This window comes from Thaumasiovibrio clandestinus, assembly GCF_047250365.1.
Taxonomy (GTDB): Bacteria; Pseudomonadota; Gammaproteobacteria; order Enterobacterales; family Vibrionaceae; genus Thaumasiovibrio.
Map to the genome: position 1 here is coordinate 21,427 of NZ_JBLBVL010000002.1, position 22,482 is coordinate 43,908.

Genomic DNA, 22,482 nt, shown 5'->3' on the forward strand with positions numbered 1-22,482 from the left:
TATCTACGCCTTCTTAATGTCTACTAGGTTGGTGTGTTGAGGGTTCCCTTTTGTAATCGGAGAAAAATACTGACTGGTTAAACTGTTAATACAGCCGCCAATATCGACACCATTTTTTACCACCGACCATGCCCCTTGCGGCATCGCTGTCACATCCGGTAGTACTCGGTTTGTCACTTTTGCGGGGATCAGTACTTTGCCGTACTGATTAAACACATGCACCATATCGCCATTCTCAATACCACGCGCTTGGGCATCGATGGGGTTAATCCAAATCTCATCAGGTACCGCTTCTGCCAAAATGCCGACACTGGCGTAGCTAGAGTGAGTATGCCCTTTGGTATGGAACCCAGTCATTTGCAACGGGTAATCCTTCTTGGTAGCCAGATCCATGTGAGAGTTGCGTACTGCAATGTACTCTGGGATGGCCGACATTCTATCGCCTTCAGGTAAGGTCCAAGTGTCGACTCTTTCCTGCACCTTGGTAGCAAAAATTTCAAACTTGCCAGATGCGGTCTTCAATGGGTGAGCAATTGGATCGTTGTAGAAATCAGCAAATGCAATACTGTCTTCTTTCTTGGCACGTTGCTGGTCAATTACGCCAATACTTTTTACCTCTTTAAACTCGGGTAAATAAGGGCGCTTCTTGCGGATATCCGCATAATGCTTTTCAATCCATTGTGCTTGCGTTCTTCCTTCCGTGAAGTCTTGTTCGATACCAAGGTGACGAGCAATATCGGCACAAATATCATACGTTGAGCGCACCTCCCACATCGGCTCGATCACGTTCTCCATCGAGATCATAAAATGGTTAGAGCCCGACGCATATGAATTATCGACTAAATCGTTTGCTTCTAAATAAGTCGTTTCGGGTAATAAAATATCGGCATACTTCGCGGTTGGCGTCATGTGGTTATCAATCACCACAATAAATTCACACTTGTTTTCGTCTGCCAATATCTCGCGAGTACGGTTTAGGTCTCCATGCTGATTACCCAGTACATTGCCCGCTTGGTTTATCATAAACTTGATGCCATGTTGCAACGTTTCCGCCCCTTTCAAACCATGGGTTTCAGGGGTGAATACTTCCGGGTTGGCAATCGCATCTGTCCATGAGAACACCGGAATTGCGGTTTTTACTGGGTTCGTACCTTTGGGTATCAATGGCACGCCATATCTGGTTGAATAAGGCCAGTTTCCAGTGTTAGTACCCGCTCGACCGAAGTGACCAGATATTACCGTTAATGACTGAATAGCATGAACCGTATGCTCTCCATTGTGGTGACGCTGCGGCCCCCATCCTTGCGAGATAAAACACGCTTTAGCTCGACCAATCTCTCGGCCTAACTGTAAAATACGTTCTGCCGGTATCCCGGTGATCTTCGCCGCCCATTGTGGTGTTTTTTCGACGCCATCTGGGCCTGTACCCATAACATAGTCTTTATAACTGCCGTTCTGTTTTGCGCTATTGGGTAGCGTATCGCGCGTAAAGCCTATTGCATACTTATCAATCTGCGCTTCATTTAACAGATCTTCTTTTACCATAGTATGGATGAGGCCAGCCACCAGCGCGGCATCTGTCGTCGGTCTAATCGCTAACCACTCAGCGCCTTGTACGATAGAGGAGTCGGTATAGCGTGGGTCTATCACGATAACGCGCGCACCCGATTTTTCTAACGCGCGGCGCATCTCTTCTACCTGACCACCTCCGGACATACGGGTTTCTGACAGGTTTAAGCCAAATAACACCACCAGATCAGAGTCTTCAATTTCAGTAAAGTGCGAGCCGGCATATTTACCCCAAGTAAACGGGGTCATGCCATTAATTTGAGCCGTTGAATAAGAATTAAAGTAATTTAGGTATCCACCGGATTTGCCCAGTAATCGAAGCCAAACTTCACGCCCCTGGGTGTGATAGTAAGCCCCTGTTCCGTACTGGTTATAGACCGATTCTGGACCATAGGTTTCATGTACCCGCTTAAGCTCTGCTGCAATGGTTTTTGTCGCTTCTTCCCAGCTAATACGCTCGAATTTACCTTCACCGCGTTTACCCACGCGTTTCATCGGGTATTTTAAGCGATCAGGATTATAGACACGGAATTTATTCGAGCGTCCACGCAAGCAAGGCCGGATCTGATGCTGACCAAACACAGCATCATTATCGGTATCGGCAGGTTCAACCTGCAAAATTCTATCGTCTTGCACTTTTACCTTTAAAGCACAGCGTGAACCACAGTTAACTAAGCAAGCACTGTACTTAAACTCAACAGGTGATGGTGCAGTCTGAGCGGCGGCCTTTTTACTAAACGGTAACGTAGCTAATGAAGAGGTCGTGGCCGCCAACGCGCCCAGCGTTGCGGTGCCTCCCAGAAGTTTTCTTCGTGTGGTTTCTATATCAAGAAACGGTAGTTTTACCATAATGGTTCCCCATAAATAAAAATCAAAACAGCAAAATGGAAACGATTCTCATTAACATGTTACTGCTTTGTCGGTTTTTTTAGACTTTATGGATAACCTTAACAATAGTAAGGGATTTATTGTAGCGGTAAGGTAATGAATATGTGAAGTAAAGCCAGTATAAAATAGAATAAGTATTCTATCGCGAAATAATAAGCCACAACGTGCATAACTGCCGCTATGGGACTAAAAAGCCACAAACCATGATTGAGAGGCAGGTCTAAATACGCTCCGAAGAGAGCTGGGTGAGTTCACGCTTCAGCACAATGCTGACAACGTAAAGTGAAAATGGCTTAAAATACCCCTTTTATTTTCATACTCGAAAAAAGTTAAGGCTTATAAAAAGGACGCTACTATGTTTTCACTTCTAACAACAACAGAATGGATGGGACTAACTATCGCCATCGTGATAACCAGCCTTTGCTGGACTGGAATTTATATTCGCTACATTAAAAATGGACACGCACACCAACGCTTCATGATGCAACTCTGGTCGGCTATCAAGAATACCTCGCAAGGAGAAAATCTCCGCACGCTGGGCATTGATGGCGACAATATCGGTAAGGATTAAGTGGCAAAGTAGCCGACGTGATGGCTTTAGATCAACGTCGCTGGCATGAAGTGCAGCCACGACAAGCGGAACGAGAGTGAGGGTCTAAACGGCCACGCTGAACTTTGCAATAGGCATTCTTTAACGCTCGTCGAGCAGAAAACCAATCATCGGGCTTGGTGATCAATAGATAACCGTTAAAGCGCTTCATTAATGGTGTGCGATATTCATCAATAAAGCGCTGATCAAAGTCGATATCAAAATACTCTAATGCTTGTTCTATTGACGTAAAACTGGCGATCTTCTGCTGTATCTCTTTTTGGCTCATGTATAACGTACAAAACTCCACACTTTTACGGATGGTATCACCGTAACATACCCCCCTTTTTTAACGAACGACTATTTCGTTACTGCCTAATATTCAGGAGGAGAGTCATTGCAAAGGTAACTGGATTCATTGATTATTCTTGTGCTGTATGTCAAGCTGGCGCCTTTCTTGCTACCTCTAATACAGCACGCCTTCCATGACAAAGAAATCGCTCGGATACTCACTGGCACTGGCCGGTATACTGACACTCGCACTGAATTTACGTGGCCCATTTACCAGTGTTGCACCACTGCTTGAACAAATTATCACCTCACTAAGCCTATCTACGGCATCGGCGGGTATTGTTACAGGCTTACCGCTGTTGGCATTCGCGCTAATATCACCGTTTGGTGCAAACGCCATTAAGCATTTAGGTACTGAACGTAGCTTGGTTCTTGCCTTACTGTTCATTGCGGGGGGGATTGGTTTACGCTCGGCTGGCGCGATTCCTACGCTCTACCTCGGTACTTTATTGTTGGGCGCTGGCATTGCACTGGGCAATGTACTGTTACCTGTTGTGGTCAAAACGCATTTCCCAGCAAAGATAAGCCAGTTAACGGCCTTATATACGTTTACGATGGGCATCGGGTCGACGTTGGGAGCAGGGCTAATGGTGCCGCTGTCTACTATCCAAAGCGATATAATGGACGGGTGGCAAATTGCGCTACTGTTTAATCTGCTGTTTCCTGTTATTGCACTTTCTATCTGGATACCGTTGCTCAAAAAGAGTCGCTCTGCCAGTATTAATCGTCAATCGAGTCATCGTTCAACTCGCTATTTACTAACAAACCCTATCGCGTGGCAAGTCACCTTTGCTCTCGGGTTGAATTCGTTCACCTTCTATTCATTTGCTGGTTGGTTGCCCAAAATACTTAACGATGCGGGCTACAGTGAAGTAGAAGCCGGTATGCTCTATGCCGCGTTACAGTTTGCTACCATGCTACCAGGGTTAGTACTTGTCCCCTTCCTCGCGCGTTGTAATAAACGGATACTCGTAACCGTGATTGCCAGTATGAACGTCGTGGCAATTACAGGGCTGCTCTACTTTCCGTCTCTGGCGATGGTGTGGTGCGTTATGTTTGGTTTTTGTAACTGTGCCACCTTTATTATGGCGCTTAGCTTCGTCGGTTTACGAACGCAAACGACCGCGCAAGCCGCGGCTTTATCCGGTATGGCGCAAAGCTTTGGTTATGCATTTGCTGCCATCGGACCGAGTCTACTCGGGTTACTATATAGCTTAACCAATAGTTGGACTGCGCCGCTGTTAACCGTGGCGACTATCGCTGCTTGCTGTGCGTTCTTCTCCAACTTGAGCGCAAGAGAGCAAACAATCTGCGATCAATAAAGTCACCAACCTAACAAAACCAACCAAGTAACAACAAAAAAGGGAGCCGAGGCTCCCTTTTTGTCAATGATACGTTATAACGTCAGCATTAAGCTTGTGCTTCTCGCGCCGCGATAAAGTCGAGCGCTTTACCAATGCGGGCAACAACACGATCTTTACCCACCAGCTTCATAACCGCATCAACCGAAGGTGATTGACCCAAACCAGTTACCGCCACGCGTAAAGGCATACCAACTTTACCCATACCAAGCTCAAGCTCTTCACAGGTCTCTTTAATGACGTTGTGCAGTGATTCTGTTTCCCAGCTAGCCAGTGCTGAGACTTTCGCTTGCGCTAGCTCTAGAGCGGCTTTAGCCACTGGGCGTAAGTGCTTCTTCGCCGCGCCAGCATCAAATTCATCATACTCTTGATAGAAGTAGCGTGACTGCTCTGCGAGCTCAATCAGGGTGTTACAACGCTCACCCACCAGTGCAATCACCTCTTTAATATCCGGGCCTTGAGTAATATCAATGCCTTTTTGATCAAGGTGCCACTGCAGGTATTGTGCAACATACGCCGGATCTGCTGTCTTAATATAATGGTTGTTCAACCACAACAACTTATCGGTATTAAATGCAGACGCTGATTTGCTAATAGAAGTCAGGCTAAACAGGTTGATCATCTCTTCTGCAGAGAAGACTTCCTGATCACCATGTGACCAGCCAAGACGAACCAAGTAGTTCAACAAGGCTTGTGGCAGGTAGCCTTCGTCGCGATACTGCATAACACTGACCGCGCCATGGCGTTTCGATAGCTTCGCACCATCATCGCCAAGGATCATTGCACAGTGAGCAAATGTTGGTACTGGGGCACCTAACGCTTCATAGATGTTGATCTGACGAGGCGTGTTGTTGATATGATCTTCACCACGTACCACATGGGTGATCCCCATATCCCAATCATCAACCACCACACAGAAATTGTAAGTTGGGCTACCATCTGTACGGCGAATGATCAGGTCATCAAGCTCGCCGTTCGAGATTTCGATACGTCCACGCACCTGATCGTCAAAAACAACAGTGCCTTCTTTCGGGTTACGGAAGCGAATAACGCTTGGGCTATCTTCTGTGGCAGCATCATTTGCCGCTTTAATTTTCGGGTGATTTGCGTCATAGCGCGGCTTCACGCCCGCTGCCATCTGCTCTTCACGAACTTCGTCTAAGATCTCTTTCGGGCAATAGCACTTATAAGCTTTATCCTGCGCCAACAGCCCATCAATCAACTGATTGTAACGATCAAAACGCTTGGTCTGATAGTACGGTCCTTCATCCCAGTTAAGCCCTAGCCATTCCATGCCTTCCAAAATGGCATCAATCGCTTCTTGGGTTGAACGCTCTAAATCCGTATCTTCGATACGCAGAACAAATTCACCACCTTGGTTCTTTGCATATAACCATGAGTACAGCGCAGTACGTGCGCCACCAACGTGTAGGAAGCCAGTAGGGCTTGGTGCAAAACGCGTTTTAACCGTCATTCTTTTCGCCTATAACAAACCGGTTTAAGTCTAGGGCGCTAGTTTAGCATCCTTGATGTTAAGTACAAAGCTGCCAACGACAAATCAACGCCATCACCAAATCCCCATTTTCATCACCAGTAAACAAACTTCTCAGTGCCAAAGACCTCATTACAGCCCTCATTTCATCCGAGCCAATCTTAAACTTGACATATTTTATCTATTTCAATGCACTGCATTGCAACAAAACGCACCTTTTTTTGGCTCTTTTTAATAGCGCTTATTTTACTTACAAAAATAACACGGCAAAACCCGCACTAAGGGAAACTAAACTATCTATCTCAATGAGATTTAAGAAATTAACCTACTATCTTTCTAAAAATAAGTAATCAATTTAACGCGAATAACGAGTATAAATAAAAGAATAGCGATACAAGCCAACAATAAATACCTCGCAATAACAACATCTTGCAAAGTTAAAATATACACTCACCATAGAAAATTAAATTAAAAAAATATGATTTATATGAAATATTTTGATCTATCTTTGTGTCTAGGTGTATACCTGAATATGCAAAGCAAACAATATTGCATCTTGGGATAACACTAACGGATATTGTTGCAATGGATTGTGTGGATAACTATTTAGAGGTTGTTATGAAAAGTCTAATTGCACTATTTGCTACACTGATTATCAGCTTGTCTACCACAGCATTGGCGAGTTCCGACAATAGTAGCGGCGCGCGCGCAGCATCTGAAGCGGGACCATGGGTGAACTGTACCCTGCCTGATGGTCGCGTCGATTACACCCCTTCTATGGTATGTAAACAAAAAAATGGCACCATCAAATAATAATAACGGTCTTGCCGCGCAATGCAGCACCGCTTCAGTAAAAAGCGGTATGCTGCATTGTTAAAGAATGATTAGGCTCAGGCAGAGCTAGTTAACGTTCTGTACAGCCCAAGACAGGAAGGCTTTTCTTTCTTCTGCTGTCATCTGCAAGTACATTGCCTGCATTGGCGCAGTAAAATCAGTTACGGAAGTTGAAGGGTTACTCTTAGGTATATTCGTGAAATCCGGCTGAACACTCTTCGACTGTGCTGTTATAGCAATGGCCGGTTTTATGGCGATAGATGGCTTTGGCTCATTAGCTATAAAGCCTTGTTTTATATTATAATTCTCTAGCTCTTTGGCAATATCTCTAATCATACTGGTTCCTCGAGGAAGAACACCTTGATGAAAGTCCGTATACACTGACTCACCCTCTTTAATCAGTACACTCGGCGCTTTATCGAAATCTTGCAAATGCGCATTACGGGTAATAACTCGAGTCGGCTCGACCTGTAATACCTTATCTGCAGTATCAAAGGTCACAACGACGGGATCTGTACGTAATTTGGTGTACTCACCACCGGAAGAGATCAACTTTGAAACTCTAACAACCAGTTGATTTGTACCATTATCAAGCGATACTGAGCGCTTTGAGACCAACGTTACGCCAACCTCTTCGCCGTTGACCGCTAACAATTCTAAATCCTGATGCAACGTTACATCCACCGCCGCATTTACTGTGAACGCCGATAATACTGCTAGCGCTGCCAGTGTCGTTTTCAGCTTACTTTTCATGTTAAAGTCCTTACGAAAAAACGAGCACCACATAGTGATGCTCGCCATAGAAATTAAAGCAGTGGTTTACTTCTCAATTAGAAGTAGTACTCAGCACCAAGTAGTACGTTAGTACCGTCATCAGACTCGTCACTACCCAACATGTCGTATGAACGAACATCGACAAACAGGTAAGTACTTGGTAACAAGTAACCGAAACGAGCAGTCAATGCTTGAGAGTCATCGCCAGAACCTAGCTTAGAGTCAGAAGTTGCCGCGTAGCCCGCTTTCAATACGTATTTACCATCAATAACGTATTGTGCAGTTGCAGAGTATGCATCTTGATCATTATTCGTTAGATCGTTTTTCATCGGCTTGTATGCAGCGGTTAGCGTCAAATCACCTAGGTATACGCTACCACCGATAATGGCGTAAGAAATGTCACCATCTTTAATGCCGTCAGCATTCGTGTAATCGCTTTGGTTATAGAAACCACCATGGATGCTAAACTTCTCGTGATTATAGTTAGCCGCAACACTTACAATCATTGCATCAGTGTTACTACCCATGCCACTCAACGTTGCTTGAACACCAAAACCACCCCAGTTTGCAGAATCGAAGCGGAATACGTTGTCAGCACGATCTTCATAAGATGCATCAATCGTATTGTGCCAATCAAATACGTTACCTAAACCAGGGTTTGAGTGTGGCCAGTCAACATAATTATATGCCGCAACAAGTTGACGACCATATTTGAATGAACCTACGCCGTCAAAATCAAAACCTAAGAACGTATCACGTGCACCAAGTTGGCCACTTTTATCGCCATTGTTCGCATCACCACCTTCGATTTGCCAGATAAAATCTGGACCAAAATCATCATATTGGTGACGACCACGGAAACCTACACGTGACTCTATGACAGCTTGCGCTGCATTGTCGCCAACTTCTGGACCAGTCAAATGGATGAAGCCTGCAGCTTGACCGTAAAATTGTACGTTTTCACCGGCTAAATCGATTGCCGCATTTGCACTACCCGCTGCAAGTGCGATAGCAGCACCCACAAGTGTACGTTTAAACATTTTTTCCATGGAAATAACTCCTGAACTAACTCGCTGTTTTAAGTGACTTGTTCCCAAAAGGTTGGCCGCCGTGGGCAACAAGTCCTCTCCTTAAAATTTCAGTATTACGATGACTACGCATCAAATTCTAAAATTTTTATTCTTGAGCGGAACTTAACATCCGCTGACAGCTCTAAGACTACGTTTGCAGTAAAAAACATCAACCAGAACTTTATTTGCGTAGTGAAAAATATGAGGCACTGCAAACTTTTGCCGCTTCAGTGATCAAGATCGAATTTTGTTAAAGTATTTCGACCCTTGCAAATAAATTACAATTTAATCAACTAGATACAATTGTAAACAATACGTTATTGTGATCAATATCAAAACAAAGCTTACTAACACGCTTGCCTCGTTAATCAGGCGCCCCTCTCAATATCAATGCGGAAAACACCTTTACAACGAACTTAATATTATCCAAAAAATATCCTTGGCGAATATTTTAAGCAAACAAACGGCTCTGCGTGCCGTTTGTTTGCTTGCGTTCGCTCTTTTTTAATTGGGTCTATGCGGCGGGCGCCTGCTCATCCCTGCCTTAATGAATCAAGTCTAAATACTCTTGCTCTGACAACACTTCAACCCCTTTTTCTTTCGCGCTATTGATTTTTGTTTCTCCCACCTTTGCACCAGCGACGAGATAAGTGGTTTTGCCAGTAACAGATTTGCCGATTTTCGCCCCTAGTGATTTGGCCTGTTTTTCCATATCACCACGGGAGCCTTGAACCATTGTGCCAGTAAACACGATAACAGCACCCGCAATAGGCGAGGAGGAGGCATCACTCCCTGATGCTTGTGCGGTAACACTTAAATTGAAGCCAAGGGCATGAACTTTAAAGAATTCATCTTTTATATTTGCCAGCCCTTCGACAATGGCTTCTGCACTCAGTTGGGCAAAGCCATCGAGTTTAACAATATCATCAACCGAAAGATCAAAGAGCTCGACCAATGCATGGTGTTGTAAGAGCTTTTCACAGTTGCCGCCGCCGAGTCGGCTGACGCCAAATGCTGATAGGAAACGCCAATCTTCAATCTCAACGTCACGGCTCATTTGTAGTTGGTCAAATAAGTTTTTTGATGTTTTGTCACCAAAGCCAAATGTTCGCAAATGGCGCTCTTCTAAAGCATAAATCTCATGGATATGCTTAATGCCAAAGCTGCTCAGCTTCTCAATCACCTTCGGACCAAACCCATCGTTGTTGCCAAGGGTTTTAAAGAAGTGAATCAACGTATTCTCTGTTTGGGCAGGACAATCGCTCTTATTGGGGCAGATCAAATGATCGGATTCCCAAATCAAATGGGATTGGCAACTCGGGCAATTAGTGGGTATTTGAGGCTCTGCCTTTTTGAGCACTTTTTCGATCTTTGGTATAACCAAGCCACTACGGACGATTTGAAGCACTGCACCCTTACCAACACCATTGGCTTTAACCATGTTGTAATGGTGAACTGTCGCCCTGCTGATGGTCGCGCCACTGATTTTAGTTGGGACTAATTCAGCAACCGGTGAAACCCTACCTGTTCGAGAGGTTTGTGGCGTAACGCTAAGAACTTCGACTTCCGCTGCCTCTTCGTTTATTTTGAATGCGATTTGCCAACGGTGAAACTTTCTTGTCGCGCCCATTTGCTCTTTAATGCGGGCGTCCGTTGCTTCCAAGATCACGCCATCGACATCGAACGAGACGGCATTCCAAATTTGGTCGATCACCTGCTCGAAATTCGCCATCAAATCTTGATAGTGGCCTGTCCAGTTTTCAATAAGGCTAAACGGATAGAAGACGCAAGCGCCGTCTTTAATCGCCTGTTGAACGCGCAGATCAACGTTCTTTTCCGCAATAATGGCCGCTTGAATGTTGCGTGAATTTTCAAAATGCTGACTTAGCTTTTCTTCAAAGTAATTCTTATCAATAACAATCTCGCCAGCTCCAAGCCCTCGTTCGCCTCGATTCGCGACTTTAAGTCCGCGTTCAAACGCCCGAGAAACATCCTGCCCTTTAACACCGTCTCCCCTCGTGTACAACTTTTCTCCATCATCAAATGCTGCATATCCATCGAGCTTTGGTGTTACTCGGATATTGATATCCTTGCTGTCGATATGCAAAGATTTCGCTGCTTTAAGGATGCGATCAAGCCATTTTTCAATCTCGTCCTTGGTGTACGCTTTATCTGTCGATAACATTTTTTGAGGCAAGGATACGGTTTTACCCAAGCTCATTACCTCCGATTCAACAGAAGTAACAAACGGGTGATTTGGATTATTCTCTGCAAATTTATTGCTGAACTCATCATATTGCGAATCGCTGATCACTGGAAAACCAGAGCGATAACACGCATTAGCGACAAGCAACAATGCAAGTTGCTCTTCATTACCGAGCTCATAAAACGCATTTTCTCTAATGGCTGTCTCTAGCTGGTTTAAGTCAAGATCAACATCGAGTTCATTTATGGTGGAGAGATGATCATTGCTAAACTTAAATTCTGTCATGATTACTACCAATTCGTCTTTTTAGTTCTGCCCTAGGCACTAAACTCTTGAAATAAATCAGGCTCCAATCGGAGCCTGTTAATTAATGTGGGATGCCCTTTTACTGGGCGACTAGATAGCCTTTTATTTTCTCACGTATACCATCAAGTTTTTGCGGCGTTATCATATTGCGCTGCTCATCCAGCACTAACCCAGACATTTCGTCGGCGATTTGCTGAGCGGTTTGCAACATAATATTAAAATTCTGTTCGGGATTACCATAACACGGTAACGTCATAAAAAATGAAATGCCCGGCGTATCAAAATCACTATCGCGGTGAAATACCCCAGGCTTAACGCTATTCGCTACACTGAAAATAACTTTCGAGCTGGCGGTATCATCAATATGGCGGTGGAATATGTGCATATCGCCAAAGCGCAGACCATATTGCTCCATCACATTAACTAAGCGTTGACCTTTAAACACTTCGCCATCATTGGCATGAACACTCAGAACGATCACTTCTGGCTCAGCCTCTTCAACCACATCAGCAACATCTGCTACTGCAGCAGCTACTGGTTGACTGCTTGGTTCACTGGTCGTCACCGACGCCATCTCGTCGATAATGGTCTCGGTCATTACATCACCATTAGCTTGCTTCGCAGCCACGGCAGCGGAGGCAGGCTCGTCAGCGGCGGCACTAAAGTGCAATTCATCACTGACTTCTACATCTGACGTTGTCGGTACTACGCTATCAAGCAATGGATCACTCTCTAATGGCTGAGAGAAAGAGAGAGCAGGCTCTTTACGCTCTTCCTTTTCTTTAATAACGCGAACAGCCCCGATGCCATTATCATCAAAACCTTCAGTATCACGTTCGGGTACCTTTTGTAGTGGCTTTTCACCGAACTTGGCCGGTTGATCTCTACGACTCGTCCACAATCCATGAATAAGAAGGGCAGCAATCGCCAATACCCCAACCATAATAAGAACCAAACGCAATTCCTGCATGACTTTTATCTCTGCTGTTGTTTTCCCTGATGCGACAATCTTGTCGCTTAATATTGTAGGTGTGAAACTAAAATGCCTCAACGGACAAACACACCTAACAGACTAGCGTCAATCTAGAACGTTTACTGTACCAAAAGTCGGCCCAACAGTAGAACCTCTATCTTACCGCTTCGAACTGAAATCTATTTATACGTTCAATATTTATACGCAACCACCTACGTATTCTGGTTCAGTTTCACTTGCTCTACATTCTCGGCGAACGTAACATGTTACACATCATCACAATTCATCACCACTGGTAACATCCATGAAAGGAATTCATTATTTTATTATGGGCTTTTCACTCGCCATGCGCCCAGGAATAAAGCGCTACGTTCTAATGCCATTGCTGATTAATGCCCTTTTCTTTGGTGGCGCCTGTTACTTACTGTTTTCCTTTATGAGCCAATGGCTGACACAATGGACACAATCACTACCTGACTGGTTGCAGTGGCTATCGTTGCTTCTATTGCCCCTTGCTGCCCTTGCGATTATTGTTATCTTTTCTTACTTCTTTAGTACTATAGCAAATATCATCGCCGCTCCTTTTAATGTACTGCTCGCAGAAAAGCTCGAGTCTCAGCTTACTGGCAACCCTGCACCACATACAACGATTGGCAGTGTATTACGCGATATTCCGCGCACGATTGGCCGAGAATGGCAAAAATTGGTGTACTACATTCCTAAAGCTATCGGGCTGATGATCGTGCTCTTTATTCCAGCAATAGGGCAAACACTTGGCACCGCACTCTGGTTTATGTTCAGTACATGGATGCTAGCCATTCAATATCTTGACTACCCCTTCGATAACAACAAAGTGCCTTTTGCGATAATGCGCAGGCAACTCGCCACCCCTTACTCTGTAAGCTTCGGCTTTGGTGCGGCAACACTGCTCTTTACCATGATACCTCTTTTAAACCTAATCGTTATTCCTGTTGCCGTTTGTGGTGCAACGGCGCTCTGGGTCGACCAATACAAGTCACAAACCGATGTTATGTAGTCGAACTATTCGCCGAGCTATTAATAACAATAACATATAACAATTTGATCCTTTGCTAGCTAAGATTTCAAGGTAAGCTATGACTATTACTTTTTCCCGTGCAACCAAGGAACGAAATTCATGAGCAAAATATACGAAGACAATTCATTAACTATTGGCAATACCCCGTTGGTGCGTCTAAATCGTGTGACCAAAGGAAACGTTCTTGCAAAAGTCGAAGCCCGCAACCCAAGCTTTAGTGTTAAATGCCGTATCGGCGCGAACATGGTTTGGGAAGCCGAAAAGCAAGGGCTATTAAAGCCTGGCATTGAGCTCGTTGAGCCTACCAGTGGTAACACCGGGATCGCGTTGGCATTCGTTGCCGCCGCTCGCGGATACAAACTCACTCTAACGATGCCAGAAAGCATGAGCCTTGAGCGTCGTAAGTTGTTAAAAGCGCTAGGGGCAAACCTGATTCTTACTGAAGCACCAAAAGGCATGAAAGGCGCGATTGCGAAAGCTGAAGAGATTGTTGCGCAAGATCCAAGCAAATATTACATGCCTCAACAATTTAATAACCCAGCTAACCCGCAGATCCATGAAAAAACAACAGGCCCAGAAATTTGGGAAGCAACTGACGGCGAGATCGACGTGTTTGTTTCTGGGGTCGGTACAGGCGGCACCCTTACTGGTGTTAGCCGTTACATCAAACAACAGCAAGGCAAACAAATTGTCACTGTCGCTGTAGAGCCGGCTGAGTCACCAGTGATTAGTCAAGTCTTGGCAGGAGAAGAGATCCAACCAGCCCCGCACAAAATACAAGGGATTGGCGCAGGTTTTATTCCTAATAACTTAGACTTATCTCTTATTGATGAAGTGGCAAAAGTTGACTCGGAAGATGCGATAGAAATGGCTCGCCGCCTGATGGAAGAGGAAGGCATTTTGGCTGGAATATCTTCTGGCGCCGCCGTTGTTGCCGCGGATAGATTATCACAACGCCCTGAATTTGCTGGTAAAAACATCGTTGTCATTTTACCTAGCTCTGGCGAACGCTACCTATCCACCGCACTGTTTGCTGGTATATTTACTGAGCAAGAATTACAGCAATAACGTTCTCTTAAGATATGCACTAGCGCACACTAGCTATATTGATAAATGTGATCTAAGCCCCTTTTTGGGGCTTTTTTATTGCTTTTTTATGACCGAGGTATTATAAAAAGAGAGATTTATTTTCAGGCTCGAAATAAAAAATGTCTCCAGCTTTTTGATGATAGTATGACCTTATATTCACTGCTATCTAGCCTGTAATAGTCACAATCGGGTAAGATTCTAACACATAAATTCGCTGTGGCGTTAAAATCGCGTTAAGCTGAGTCATAGTGGAAAAATAATAACGATTTTCATTAACAATCGGGGTAAAAACAATGTATCAGAAGCAAGTTGAAATCACTGCTGAAAATGGTCTACACACTCGTCCTGCTGCACAGTTTGTTAAAGAAGCTAAAGCATTCGATGCTGACATTACTGTTACTTCAAACGGTAAAAGTGCATCGGCTAAAAGCCTATTCAAGCTGCAAACACTAGGCCTTGTAAAAGGTACTGTTGTTACCATCGCTGCTGAAGGCGCACAAGCTCAAGAAGCGGTAGATCATCTAGTAGCATTGATCCCTGAGCTGCACTAAGCATCTCTTTTTTAATACCCAAATCGTCATGTTGCCTACTTTTTTTATGTAACCTTTCGACGATTTGGGTATCTTTATATTTATCTTGTTTGTTTTTTAAAAGGTACAGTTATGATCTCTGGTATTCTGGCCTCTCCAGGCATCGCGTTTGGTAAGGCATTGTTGCTGAAAGAGGAAGAAATTGTTCTCAATAAATCTCCTATTAGCGATATAGAACAGGAAGTTCAACGCTTCTACGATGCGCGAACTAAGTCTGCGCAGCAACTTGAAGCGGTTAAAGAAAAGGCGTTAGAGACCTTCGGACAGGAAAAAGCCGACATCTTTGAAGGGCATATCATGCTATTAGAAGATGAAGAGCTCGAAGAAGAGATCATTGCCTTTATTAAAGACAACAATGCAAGTGCCGATCTGGCGATTTACTCTATCATCGAAGAGCAAGCAGCGACGCTGGAGTCTCTGGATGACGAATACCTGAAAGAACGCGCTACTGATATCCGCGATATTGGTACCCGCTTTGTTAAAAATGCACTCGGCATCAACATTATTTCTCTGAGTTCAATTAACGAAGAAGTGATTTTGGTTGCCAACGATCTTACGCCATCAGAAACAGCTCAAATCAACCTTGATTATGTGCTTGGTTTTATCACTGATATTGGCGGTCGTACCTCACACACCTCTATTATGGCTCGCTCACTAGAGCTTCCAGCCATCGTTGGTACGAACGACATTACCCAACAAGTAAACAGCGGCGATATGCTCGTGTTGGATGCGATTAATAATCAAATCGTCATCAACCCGACCGACGCAGAATTAGAAAAATTCAAAGCGATTCGTGATCAGCACAATGCTGAAAAAGCGGAACTAGCAAAACTTAAAGACCTACCAGCTATTACTTTAGACGGCCATCAAGTAGAAGTTTGCGGTAACATTGGTACTGTTAAAGATTGCGATGGTATCAACCGTAATGGTGGCGAAGGTGTTGGCCTTTACCGTACTGAATTCCTATTTATGGACCGTGACGCGCTGCCAACAGAAGATGAGCAGTATCAAGCGTACAAAGACGTTGCTGAAGCAATGCACGGTGAAGCGGTTATCATCCGTACCATGGATATCGGTGGTGATAAAGATCTACCTTATATGGATCTACCACAAGAAATGAACCCATTCCTAGGCTGGCGTGCTGTGCGTATCAGCTTAGACCGTCGCGAGATTTTACGCGACCAATTACGAGCAATCCTACGCGCCTCAGCGCATGGTAAGCTACGCATTATGTTCCCAATGATCATTTCAGTTGAAGAGATCCGCGAACTGAAAAAAGCCATTGAAGAGTATAAAGCTGAGCTTCGTGCTGAAGGGCTAAGCTTCGACGAAAGTATCGAAATTGGCGTAATGGTTGAAACACCAGCTGCCGCTGCGATTGCACATCACCTAGCGAAAGAAGTTGCGTTCTTTAGTATTGGAACAAACGACCTTACCCAGTATACTTTGGCAGTTGACCGTGGTAACGAGCTGATTTCTCATCTCTACAACCCATTGTCACCAGCAGTGCTAACCGTGATCAAGCAAGTTATTGACGCTTCTCATAAAGAAGGTAAATGGACTGGCATGTGTGGTGAGCTTGCAGGCGATGATCGTGCAACTCTATTGCTCTTGGGCATGGGATTGGATGAATTCAGTATGTCTGGTATCTCTATTCCACGCGTTAAAAAGATCATCCGTAATGCTAACTTTGCAGATGTGAAACAAATGGCAGAAGAAGCACTAGCAATGCCTACCGCAGCTGAAATTGAAGCTCACGTAGAAAAATTTATCGCAGAGAAAACTATCTGCTAATATAACGCAGGTAAAATAATCGCTTAGGAGCAACAAAATGGGTCTGTTTGACAAACTGAAGAAGCTGGTTTCTGATGATAGTGCAAATGCGAATGCTATCGAAATCATTGCACCACTATCTGGTGAAATCGTAAACATTGAAGATGTGCCAGATGTTGTTTTCGCTGAGAAAATTGTTGGTGATGGCATCGCAATTAAACCAGCCGGTGACAAAATGGTTGCGCCAGTAAATGGAACTATTGGTAAGATCTTTGAAACCAATCACGCTTTCTCAATTGAGTCTGACGATGGTATTGAGCTATTCGTTCACTTTGGTATCGACACTGTTGAGCTAAAAGGTGAAGGCTTTAAGCGTATTGCAGAAGAAGGCCAAACCGTTAAAGCTGGCGACACTGTGATCGAATTTGATCTGGCTCTGCTTGAAGAAAAAGCAAAGTCGACGCTAACGCCTGTTGTTATCTCTAACATGGATGAGATCAAAGAGCTAACCAAGCTATCTGGTGCTGTAACTGTGGGTGAAACCCCAGTACTAAAAGTAACTAAATAAGTCACTTTTTCGCCATGAAAAAACGCCGCTAATCTAGCGGCGTTTTTTATATGTAAGAAAAAAGCTGACTAAAGTCAGCTTTAATACACTAAAAGTGGCAATGCCAAGATTGAATCACGCTAATGCACGTAAAAATTCCAACGAGGGAGCGAAGTAGTACCCTCCTGTCACTGCAGAAGTGAAATCTAACAAGCGATCTGTTTTTCCATCAGTTTCACCATACATACTGGACAACATCTGCTTGAAATTGTGTTGAGTATGACAATAGGCAATAAACAGTAAGCCATGCGAACCGCTAACTGAACCGTAAGGCAAGCTGTGACGAACAATTTTAAGCCCTTGACCGCTCTCTTTTATATCAACGCGGCCCACATGCGAATTAGCAGGCACATCATCTAATTCGATAGAGTCGGGTTTTGTTCGTCCAACAATCGCTTCTTGTTGTGCAATACCCATTTCGTTCCAAGCCGGCAAATTATGCTCAAAACGTTGCAACATCACCATGCTTCCACCTGCCAACGGGCCATCAGCAATAATTGCGACTTCACGACGCTCTTCTTCTACTTTCGGGTTCTCTGTACCGTCAATGAAGTCAGTCATATCTCGACTATCTAGATATCGATAACCGTAAGTTTCATCACTGATAGTCAGGTACTTTGCCACTGGCGATAAAAACTTACGCAGTAGCAAAAAATGCAAATCATGGCGTGACGAATGGACATGCAATAAAATGTCAGCTTCCGTTGCTGGTGCAGATACGATACCTTGTCCAAGTGTTTTGAAGGTGTCGAAGTCTGCTTCATTGCCCCCCAACGCGATCCAAAACTGATGACCAAATGCCAAAGAGGCTTTCAATTCAGTATCATTCACTTGATTAACGTCAGCGAGCAATTGATGAAATTGCGCCAAATGCTGACGAAGCTCTTCATTCAGCTCAGAAACATTAAACGTCACATACAATGCGAACGGTCCTGCATCAGGTAAAATGCCGGGTTGAACTGCTGTCATAGGATATCCTTACTCTATTTCTTCAATTTAACAACAGTTTACACCATTATCTCGCAATAAAAACCATCATCACTAGTGTTATTGCAGACACCACAATATTAAATCACGCCGAGATAGATATCGCCAAATTCAAGATCTGCTGACGATCTGGATCAGAAAAAGCAATACTCGCAGGCATATCGATACCTGCCGAGATCACTGGCGTCGCTATCGTGGCCCATGCACCATCAGGTTGTTGTTGCTTTACGGTTAAGGAAACCGTGACCCTTTCTGCATCTATTTCCAATAATTCAGCACTGCCAACCAACGGTGACTCTCCTTCATTATTTTCCATAAATACTGTCTCTTCCCCCTGCGTCAATACCACCGACGCAGTGCTCGTATATTGTCCTTGCGGCGCTTGCAAGTCCAAATCAACGTTCAACTGCCAATCCGCCATCGCTAGAGGGCTGAGCAACGCGCTGAACAGCACTAAGCCTTTACTCAACTCCTGCATTATTCTTTCTCTTCTATTAATTTAATTATAATCAAAGGTTAAACGAACTCGTCGGCTACGCACCAAATAAGCACAAAACCAACCAGACATCACCAAAATAACACCATCCACCATCGTGACACGCAGCGGTGCAGCCCACCAGTGATAACACTGCTGCGCCACATCGTAAATCAGCACAAGAAGCGTCAGTCCACGCCCATGGCGCCAGAAAGTAAGGGGGAACGCTGGCAATCGATGGCGTACACCCGCCATCCACATCAACAGTAATACTGGCACAGCCACTAAGACCTGCAGGTATAACTCTTGCCGTTGGGGATAGATTATCGCGAGTAAATCTGCCCCGTGCTCCCGGCTTACTCCTGCCATGATCAAAACCATTGGGCCTCGAGCTAACAATCCCCACCCTAACCACAGCCATATTGGTGGGCGGAAACCACCATGCTTATCTAGGTGTGCAAGCCAATGTTTCACACTTATTTCTCAATTTATAACCAAAGCAACGTCAGCATAACGTGTAACTCATCGATGCCAAATGCGAACGCTATTTTCATCCTCTAAAGCATGAAGTCAGCCGCATAATCACGGGGGCAAGTAACATATACAACATTTATCGCCGCTACGAATAGTCCATGATAGAAATGTGCGCTAGCACAGAAGCATGAAGCAAAAAGGACTCGCTGATCACGCTTTCACCGTACAGATCTCACACTGACTTGAATTGATCGCTGAACCGCAACGGATAAAATAGAACACCACTGCCAACTTATATACACTGTCCTCATCAACCAGTGAGAATGAATATGACAAAAAGAAAATTATCCCAAGAAACCGTCAATGAAGCGATGGTCATCGCCAAGGCAACACAGAAACCAGGGCAAACAAAAGAGCAAACCAAGCTTATTGCTCAAGGAATTCAACACGGTATCGAACAATATAAGAAGCAACAAAAAATAAAGGCAAGGGAGCGCAGCAAAGCACAAAAGCAAGTGTCGAAGCAACGACAACAACTCGACAGCACGCCCCCCATGCCTATCGACCTGCCTGCGACGCCGCCTGAAAAAGCCAAGCCAAACCTCTTACCTTGGGTGCTACTGGGCATCTCTTGGCTTGGCTTTATCGCTTATATCATCACAAATTCTTAGATTAAAATGACTGGAGTTAACCATGAACGTTGAGGCGTTGAAAAGCTATTGCGAAACATTGGTTGGTATCCAGCATGATATAAAGTGGCACAATGTGGATGTTTTCAGTATTCAGACCAACAAAATGGTCTGTATCTTTTACGATGGAGACAAGATGGCTTGCAAGGTTGACGACGATCTCTTCCTCTCTCTATCGCAACTTCCACATTGCTGTGCGCAGTCTCACTTAGCGAGAGCTCATTGGGTCGAATTTGGCGACGGCTGCCCGTTACCGCAAGCTGAGTTAGAAAAAATCATTCATCGCTCTTGGACGCTCGTGGTTAAGAAATTAGCCAAGAAACACCAACAGCATTATTTTGCTACCGCCCAAACCGACAAGACGGTCGCTGGCTAATAAGCTAGCGCACCGCCTCCGACAATGCACCTATCTGTACTATTTTTGAGTTAAATCAGGAAACTCTCGCACGGCTTCATGTCCTTTAGGTAGCTTGTGTGCAATGCCCTTATGGCAATCAATACACGTTTGACCACCCTCTTCTGCACGGTCGTGAATTTGTGCCGCAACGTTACGTTGAGCTGTGAAATCCATGTACTCGAAATTGTGGCAATTACGGCATTCCTGAGAATCATTGGCTTTCATGCGTTTCCATTCCCGCTCTGCCATCACTAACCGATGTGCCTCAAACTTTTGTGGCGTATCAACCAAGCCAAGAGCTTTAGCGTAGAGCTCTTTGCTGGCCTGAATCTTACGCACCATCTTTGGTGCCCACTCTTTAGGTACATGACAATCTGGACACGTCGCCCTTACACCAGAGCGGTTACTGTAATGTATTGTTCCCACATACTCTTGATAAACGTTGTCTTCCATCTCGTGGCAACTAATACAAAACTCTTCCGTATTACTCATCTCCATCCCGGTGTTAAACCCACCCCAAAAGATGACGCCAGCAACAAAGCCGATAACAAGTAACGTGCCTACCGCAATGCTAACTGGAGACCGGAACCAGCGCCAAAAGCGCTTAATTAAATCCATAACTCCTCCTACTCTCCAAATTTGCCAGCAGGAACAAAATCATTTCCCACCAACGGCTGTGCATCACTTTGCGGAACGTGACACTGCAAACAAAAATATCGGCGTGGTGCTACTTCTGTCAGCATATTGTCATCCCTATCCATATAGTGAGTGGGACTAATACGTGGAGCGCCGGTTTTTCGATAGGTATCAACATCGTGACACTGCAAGCAACCGTTGTTTGCTTGGTTTATCTGATAGTTGTCAACCGTATGGGGGACTAAAGGCGGCTGATTAACATAGTCCAGTGCATATTTATCATGGTTTTTAGGCACCACTTTAATACTTGGTGCAGTATTGGTTTCATCAATGCCTGAATCACCACGAAGAGATACGACCTCTGCAAAAGTTAAGCACGACACACCGCCCAACACCAAAAGTAATAGGGTTGCTCGCTTATTATTCATCTTTGGCTCCCTTAGAGACTTCAAATCCTAAAACACGCTCAGCGCACACATCGATACAGCGCCCACAACTCATGCAGTCATGACTCGATACTTTGTTAGCTGATTCAATAATAGGTCCACGCAAAACCTGAGGTTCCGGGCAAACGTGAACACAATCCATACACTGAGTGCATGCCGACGCATCAATAACAGTAATCCGCAATGGGCTTTTATGGCTAATTAAGCCATGCATGGCACCCAGTGGGCACAAATGCCCACACCAACCGTGTTCAATTAGCAGTAAATCGATCACCACCACCCAAGCAATCAGTATCCAACCAGCACCAAAGCCAAAAATGATTCCTCGATGCAACGCTGCGACGGGGTCTAACGTGGCCCAAATCACGCTGCCACTGATCGCACTGCCAATAATCACGCCACCTAGAAGATAATATCGAATCGTTTTACTGCAACTTAAGCTCAAGTTGTAGCCTGTCTTTCTTCTTATCCATGCGACCGTATCTGTAATAATGTTCATAGGACAAACCCAGCCACAGAAGCTTCGTGGGGCTAACAATGCGTAGATCACTACCACCACTAAAGCACCAATCCATGCAATAAGCGGTGGCCAGTGACCACTGGCGAGTAATTGCATTAACAGTAACGGTTCGGTAAATGGCACCGTATTTAGCAATTCACTCGAGGAGAGGTTTCCTCGAAACAACCACACGCCAAACCAAGGGCCAGATAAGAAGGCCAACAGGGTCATTAATTGCAAACCACGCCTCAGCAACAAAAAGCGGTGAGCATGCCACCAGCCCAAACGCTTTACCGCGTCTTTTCCTGCCTCTGAGGCCTGATTTTTCTTAATCCGCCGTGATTCTTTCA

23 protein-coding genes are annotated in these 22,482 nt (G+C 44.7%); 10 read left to right on the forward strand and 13 right to left on the reverse strand.

The genetic code is table 11. The features are described from left to right. Positions 1 to 3: 3 nt before the first annotated feature. Entirely contained in the window at positions 4 to 2,418 is a 2,415-nt protein-coding gene (locus tag ACKLNH_RS03085; RefSeq protein ID WP_413110787.1) for a DMSO/selenate family reductase complex A subunit, read from the reverse strand. Positions 2,419 to 2,812: 394 nt separating this feature from the next. On the opposite strand from ACKLNH_RS03085, the gene ACKLNH_RS03090 reads away from it, so the two are divergent. After that, positions 2,813 to 3,028 carry a hypothetical protein gene (locus ACKLNH_RS03090; RefSeq protein WP_413110788.1) on the forward strand — a complete coding sequence of 72 codons (216 nt, stop codon included), beginning with the start codon at positions 2,813 to 2,815 and terminating at the stop codon, positions 3,026 to 3,028. Between the two features lie 31 nt (positions 3,029 to 3,059). Here the strand turns inward: ACKLNH_RS03090 and ACKLNH_RS03095 are convergent, their stop codons facing one another. Further along, positions 3,060 to 3,335, reverse strand: coding sequence for a nitrogenase-stabilizing/protective protein NifW (locus ACKLNH_RS03095; protein ID WP_413110789.1), 276 nt, complete (start codon positions 3,333 to 3,335; stop codon positions 3,060 to 3,062). Positions 3,336 to 3,531: 196 nt separating this feature from the next. Here ACKLNH_RS03095 and ACKLNH_RS03100 point away from each other — a divergent pair, with 196 nt between their 5' ends. After that, a complete protein-coding gene (locus ACKLNH_RS03100) occupies positions 3,532 to 4,719 on the forward strand; it encodes an MFS transporter (RefSeq protein WP_413110790.1) in 1,188 nt (395 codons plus the stop codon). 88 nt (positions 4,720 to 4,807) lie between these two features. Here the strand turns inward: ACKLNH_RS03100 and gltX are convergent, their stop codons facing one another. Further along, positions 4,808 to 6,232: a glutamate--tRNA ligase gene (gene gltX / locus ACKLNH_RS03105; protein ID WP_413110791.1), complete on the reverse strand. Its 1,425-nt coding sequence runs from the start codon at positions 6,230 to 6,232 to the stop codon at positions 4,808 to 4,810. A gap of 636 nt (positions 6,233 to 6,868) precedes the next feature. On the opposite strand from gltX, the gene ACKLNH_RS03110 reads away from it, so the two are divergent. Beyond that, the gene (locus tag ACKLNH_RS03110; RefSeq protein WP_413110792.1) at positions 6,869 to 7,063 is read left to right on the forward strand and encodes a hypothetical protein; all 195 of its coding nucleotides are present in this window, start codon (positions 6,869 to 6,871) and stop codon (positions 7,061 to 7,063) included. A gap of 87 nt (positions 7,064 to 7,150) precedes the next feature. On the opposite strand, the gene ACKLNH_RS03115 is transcribed toward ACKLNH_RS03110, so the two are convergent. The 4 genes from ACKLNH_RS03115 to zipA all read right to left on the reverse strand — a co-directional run bounded on the left by ACKLNH_RS03115 (position 7,151) and on the right by zipA (position 12,410). After that, positions 7,151 to 7,837 carry a YccT family protein gene (locus tag ACKLNH_RS03115; RefSeq protein WP_413110793.1) on the reverse strand — a complete coding sequence of 229 codons (687 nt, stop codon included), beginning with the start codon at positions 7,835 to 7,837 and terminating at the stop codon, positions 7,151 to 7,153. Positions 7,838 to 7,914: 77 nt separating this feature from the next. Further along, positions 7,915 to 8,907, reverse strand: coding sequence for a porin (locus ACKLNH_RS03120; RefSeq protein ID WP_413110794.1), 993 nt, complete (start codon positions 8,905 to 8,907; stop codon positions 7,915 to 7,917). Positions 8,908 to 9,472: 565 nt separating this feature from the next. Next, positions 9,473 to 11,419, reverse strand: coding sequence for a BRCT domain-containing protein (locus tag ACKLNH_RS03125; protein ID WP_413110795.1), 1,947 nt, complete (start codon positions 11,417 to 11,419; stop codon positions 9,473 to 9,475). Positions 11,420 to 11,519: 100 nt separating this feature from the next. Continuing rightward, the gene (gene zipA, locus ACKLNH_RS03130) at positions 11,520 to 12,410 is read right to left on the reverse strand and encodes a cell division protein ZipA (RefSeq protein WP_413110796.1); all 891 of its coding nucleotides are present in this window, start codon (positions 12,408 to 12,410) and stop codon (positions 11,520 to 11,522) included. Between the two features lie 307 nt (positions 12,411 to 12,717). Here zipA and cysZ point away from each other — a divergent pair, with 307 nt between their 5' ends. From cysZ to crr, 5 genes are all read left to right on the forward strand, one after another. Continuing rightward, positions 12,718 to 13,449, forward strand: a complete 732-nt coding sequence (cysZ, locus tag ACKLNH_RS03135; protein ID WP_413110797.1) for a sulfate transporter CysZ — start codon at positions 12,718 to 12,720, stop codon at positions 13,447 to 13,449. A 120-nt stretch (positions 13,450 to 13,569) separates the two neighbouring features. Beyond that, entirely contained in the window at positions 13,570 to 14,538 is a 969-nt protein-coding gene (gene cysK / locus ACKLNH_RS03140; protein ID WP_413110798.1) for a cysteine synthase A, read from the forward strand. 314 nt (positions 14,539 to 14,852) lie between these two features. Next, complete coding sequence (locus tag ACKLNH_RS03145; protein WP_413110799.1) at positions 14,853 to 15,110, forward strand: HPr family phosphocarrier protein; 258 nt, start codon at positions 14,853 to 14,855, stop codon at positions 15,108 to 15,110. 111 nt (positions 15,111 to 15,221) lie between these two features. Continuing rightward, the gene (gene ptsI, locus ACKLNH_RS03150; protein WP_413110800.1) at positions 15,222 to 16,943 is read left to right on the forward strand and encodes a phosphoenolpyruvate-protein phosphotransferase PtsI; all 1,722 of its coding nucleotides are present in this window, start codon (positions 15,222 to 15,224) and stop codon (positions 16,941 to 16,943) included. Between the two features lie 37 nt (positions 16,944 to 16,980). Beyond that, entirely contained in the window at positions 16,981 to 17,490 is a 510-nt protein-coding gene (gene crr, locus ACKLNH_RS03155) for a PTS glucose transporter subunit IIA (protein ID WP_413110801.1), read from the forward strand. Positions 17,491 to 17,604: 114 nt separating this feature from the next. Here the strand turns inward: crr and ACKLNH_RS03160 are convergent, their stop codons facing one another. The 3 genes from ACKLNH_RS03160 to ACKLNH_RS03170 all read right to left on the reverse strand — a co-directional run bounded on the left by ACKLNH_RS03160 (position 17,605) and on the right by ACKLNH_RS03170 (position 19,465). After that, positions 17,605 to 18,498, reverse strand: a complete 894-nt coding sequence (locus ACKLNH_RS03160; RefSeq protein ID WP_413110802.1) for a Dyp-type peroxidase — start codon at positions 18,496 to 18,498, stop codon at positions 17,605 to 17,607. A gap of 103 nt (positions 18,499 to 18,601) precedes the next feature. Next, positions 18,602 to 18,994, reverse strand: coding sequence for a hypothetical protein (locus tag ACKLNH_RS03165; RefSeq protein WP_413110803.1), 393 nt, complete (start codon positions 18,992 to 18,994; stop codon positions 18,602 to 18,604). 21 nt (positions 18,995 to 19,015) lie between these two features. Next, a complete protein-coding gene (locus ACKLNH_RS03170) occupies positions 19,016 to 19,465 on the reverse strand; it encodes a DUF2919 domain-containing protein (protein WP_413110804.1) in 450 nt (149 codons plus the stop codon). A gap of 329 nt (positions 19,466 to 19,794) precedes the next feature. On the opposite strand from ACKLNH_RS03170, the gene ACKLNH_RS03175 reads away from it, so the two are divergent. Then, positions 19,795 to 20,136: a DUF2956 domain-containing protein gene (locus ACKLNH_RS03175; protein WP_413110805.1), complete on the forward strand. Its 342-nt coding sequence runs from the start codon at positions 19,795 to 19,797 to the stop codon at positions 20,134 to 20,136. A gap of 22 nt (positions 20,137 to 20,158) precedes the next feature. Further along, a complete protein-coding gene (locus ACKLNH_RS03180) occupies positions 20,159 to 20,530 on the forward strand; it encodes an MmcQ/YjbR family DNA-binding protein (protein ID WP_413110806.1) in 372 nt (123 codons plus the stop codon). Between the two features lie 39 nt (positions 20,531 to 20,569). Here the strand turns inward: ACKLNH_RS03180 and napC are convergent, their stop codons facing one another. Genes napC through napH form a run of 3 tightly spaced genes read right to left on the reverse strand, consistent with a single transcriptional unit; the run spans position 20,570 to position 22,465 of the window. Beyond that, positions 20,570 to 21,169, reverse strand: coding sequence for a cytochrome c-type protein NapC (gene napC / locus ACKLNH_RS03185; protein WP_413110807.1), 600 nt, complete (start codon positions 21,167 to 21,169; stop codon positions 20,570 to 20,572). Between the two features lie 8 nt (positions 21,170 to 21,177). Then, positions 21,178 to 21,615: a nitrate reductase cytochrome c-type subunit gene (locus ACKLNH_RS03190; protein WP_413110808.1), complete on the reverse strand. Its 438-nt coding sequence runs from the start codon at positions 21,613 to 21,615 to the stop codon at positions 21,178 to 21,180. Next, positions 21,608 to 22,465, reverse strand: coding sequence for a quinol dehydrogenase ferredoxin subunit NapH (napH, locus tag ACKLNH_RS03195; protein ID WP_413111249.1), 858 nt, complete (start codon positions 22,463 to 22,465; stop codon positions 21,608 to 21,610). The genes ACKLNH_RS03190 and napH overlap by 8 nt, the downstream gene beginning before the upstream one ends. Positions 22,466 to 22,482 lie beyond the last annotated feature (17 nt).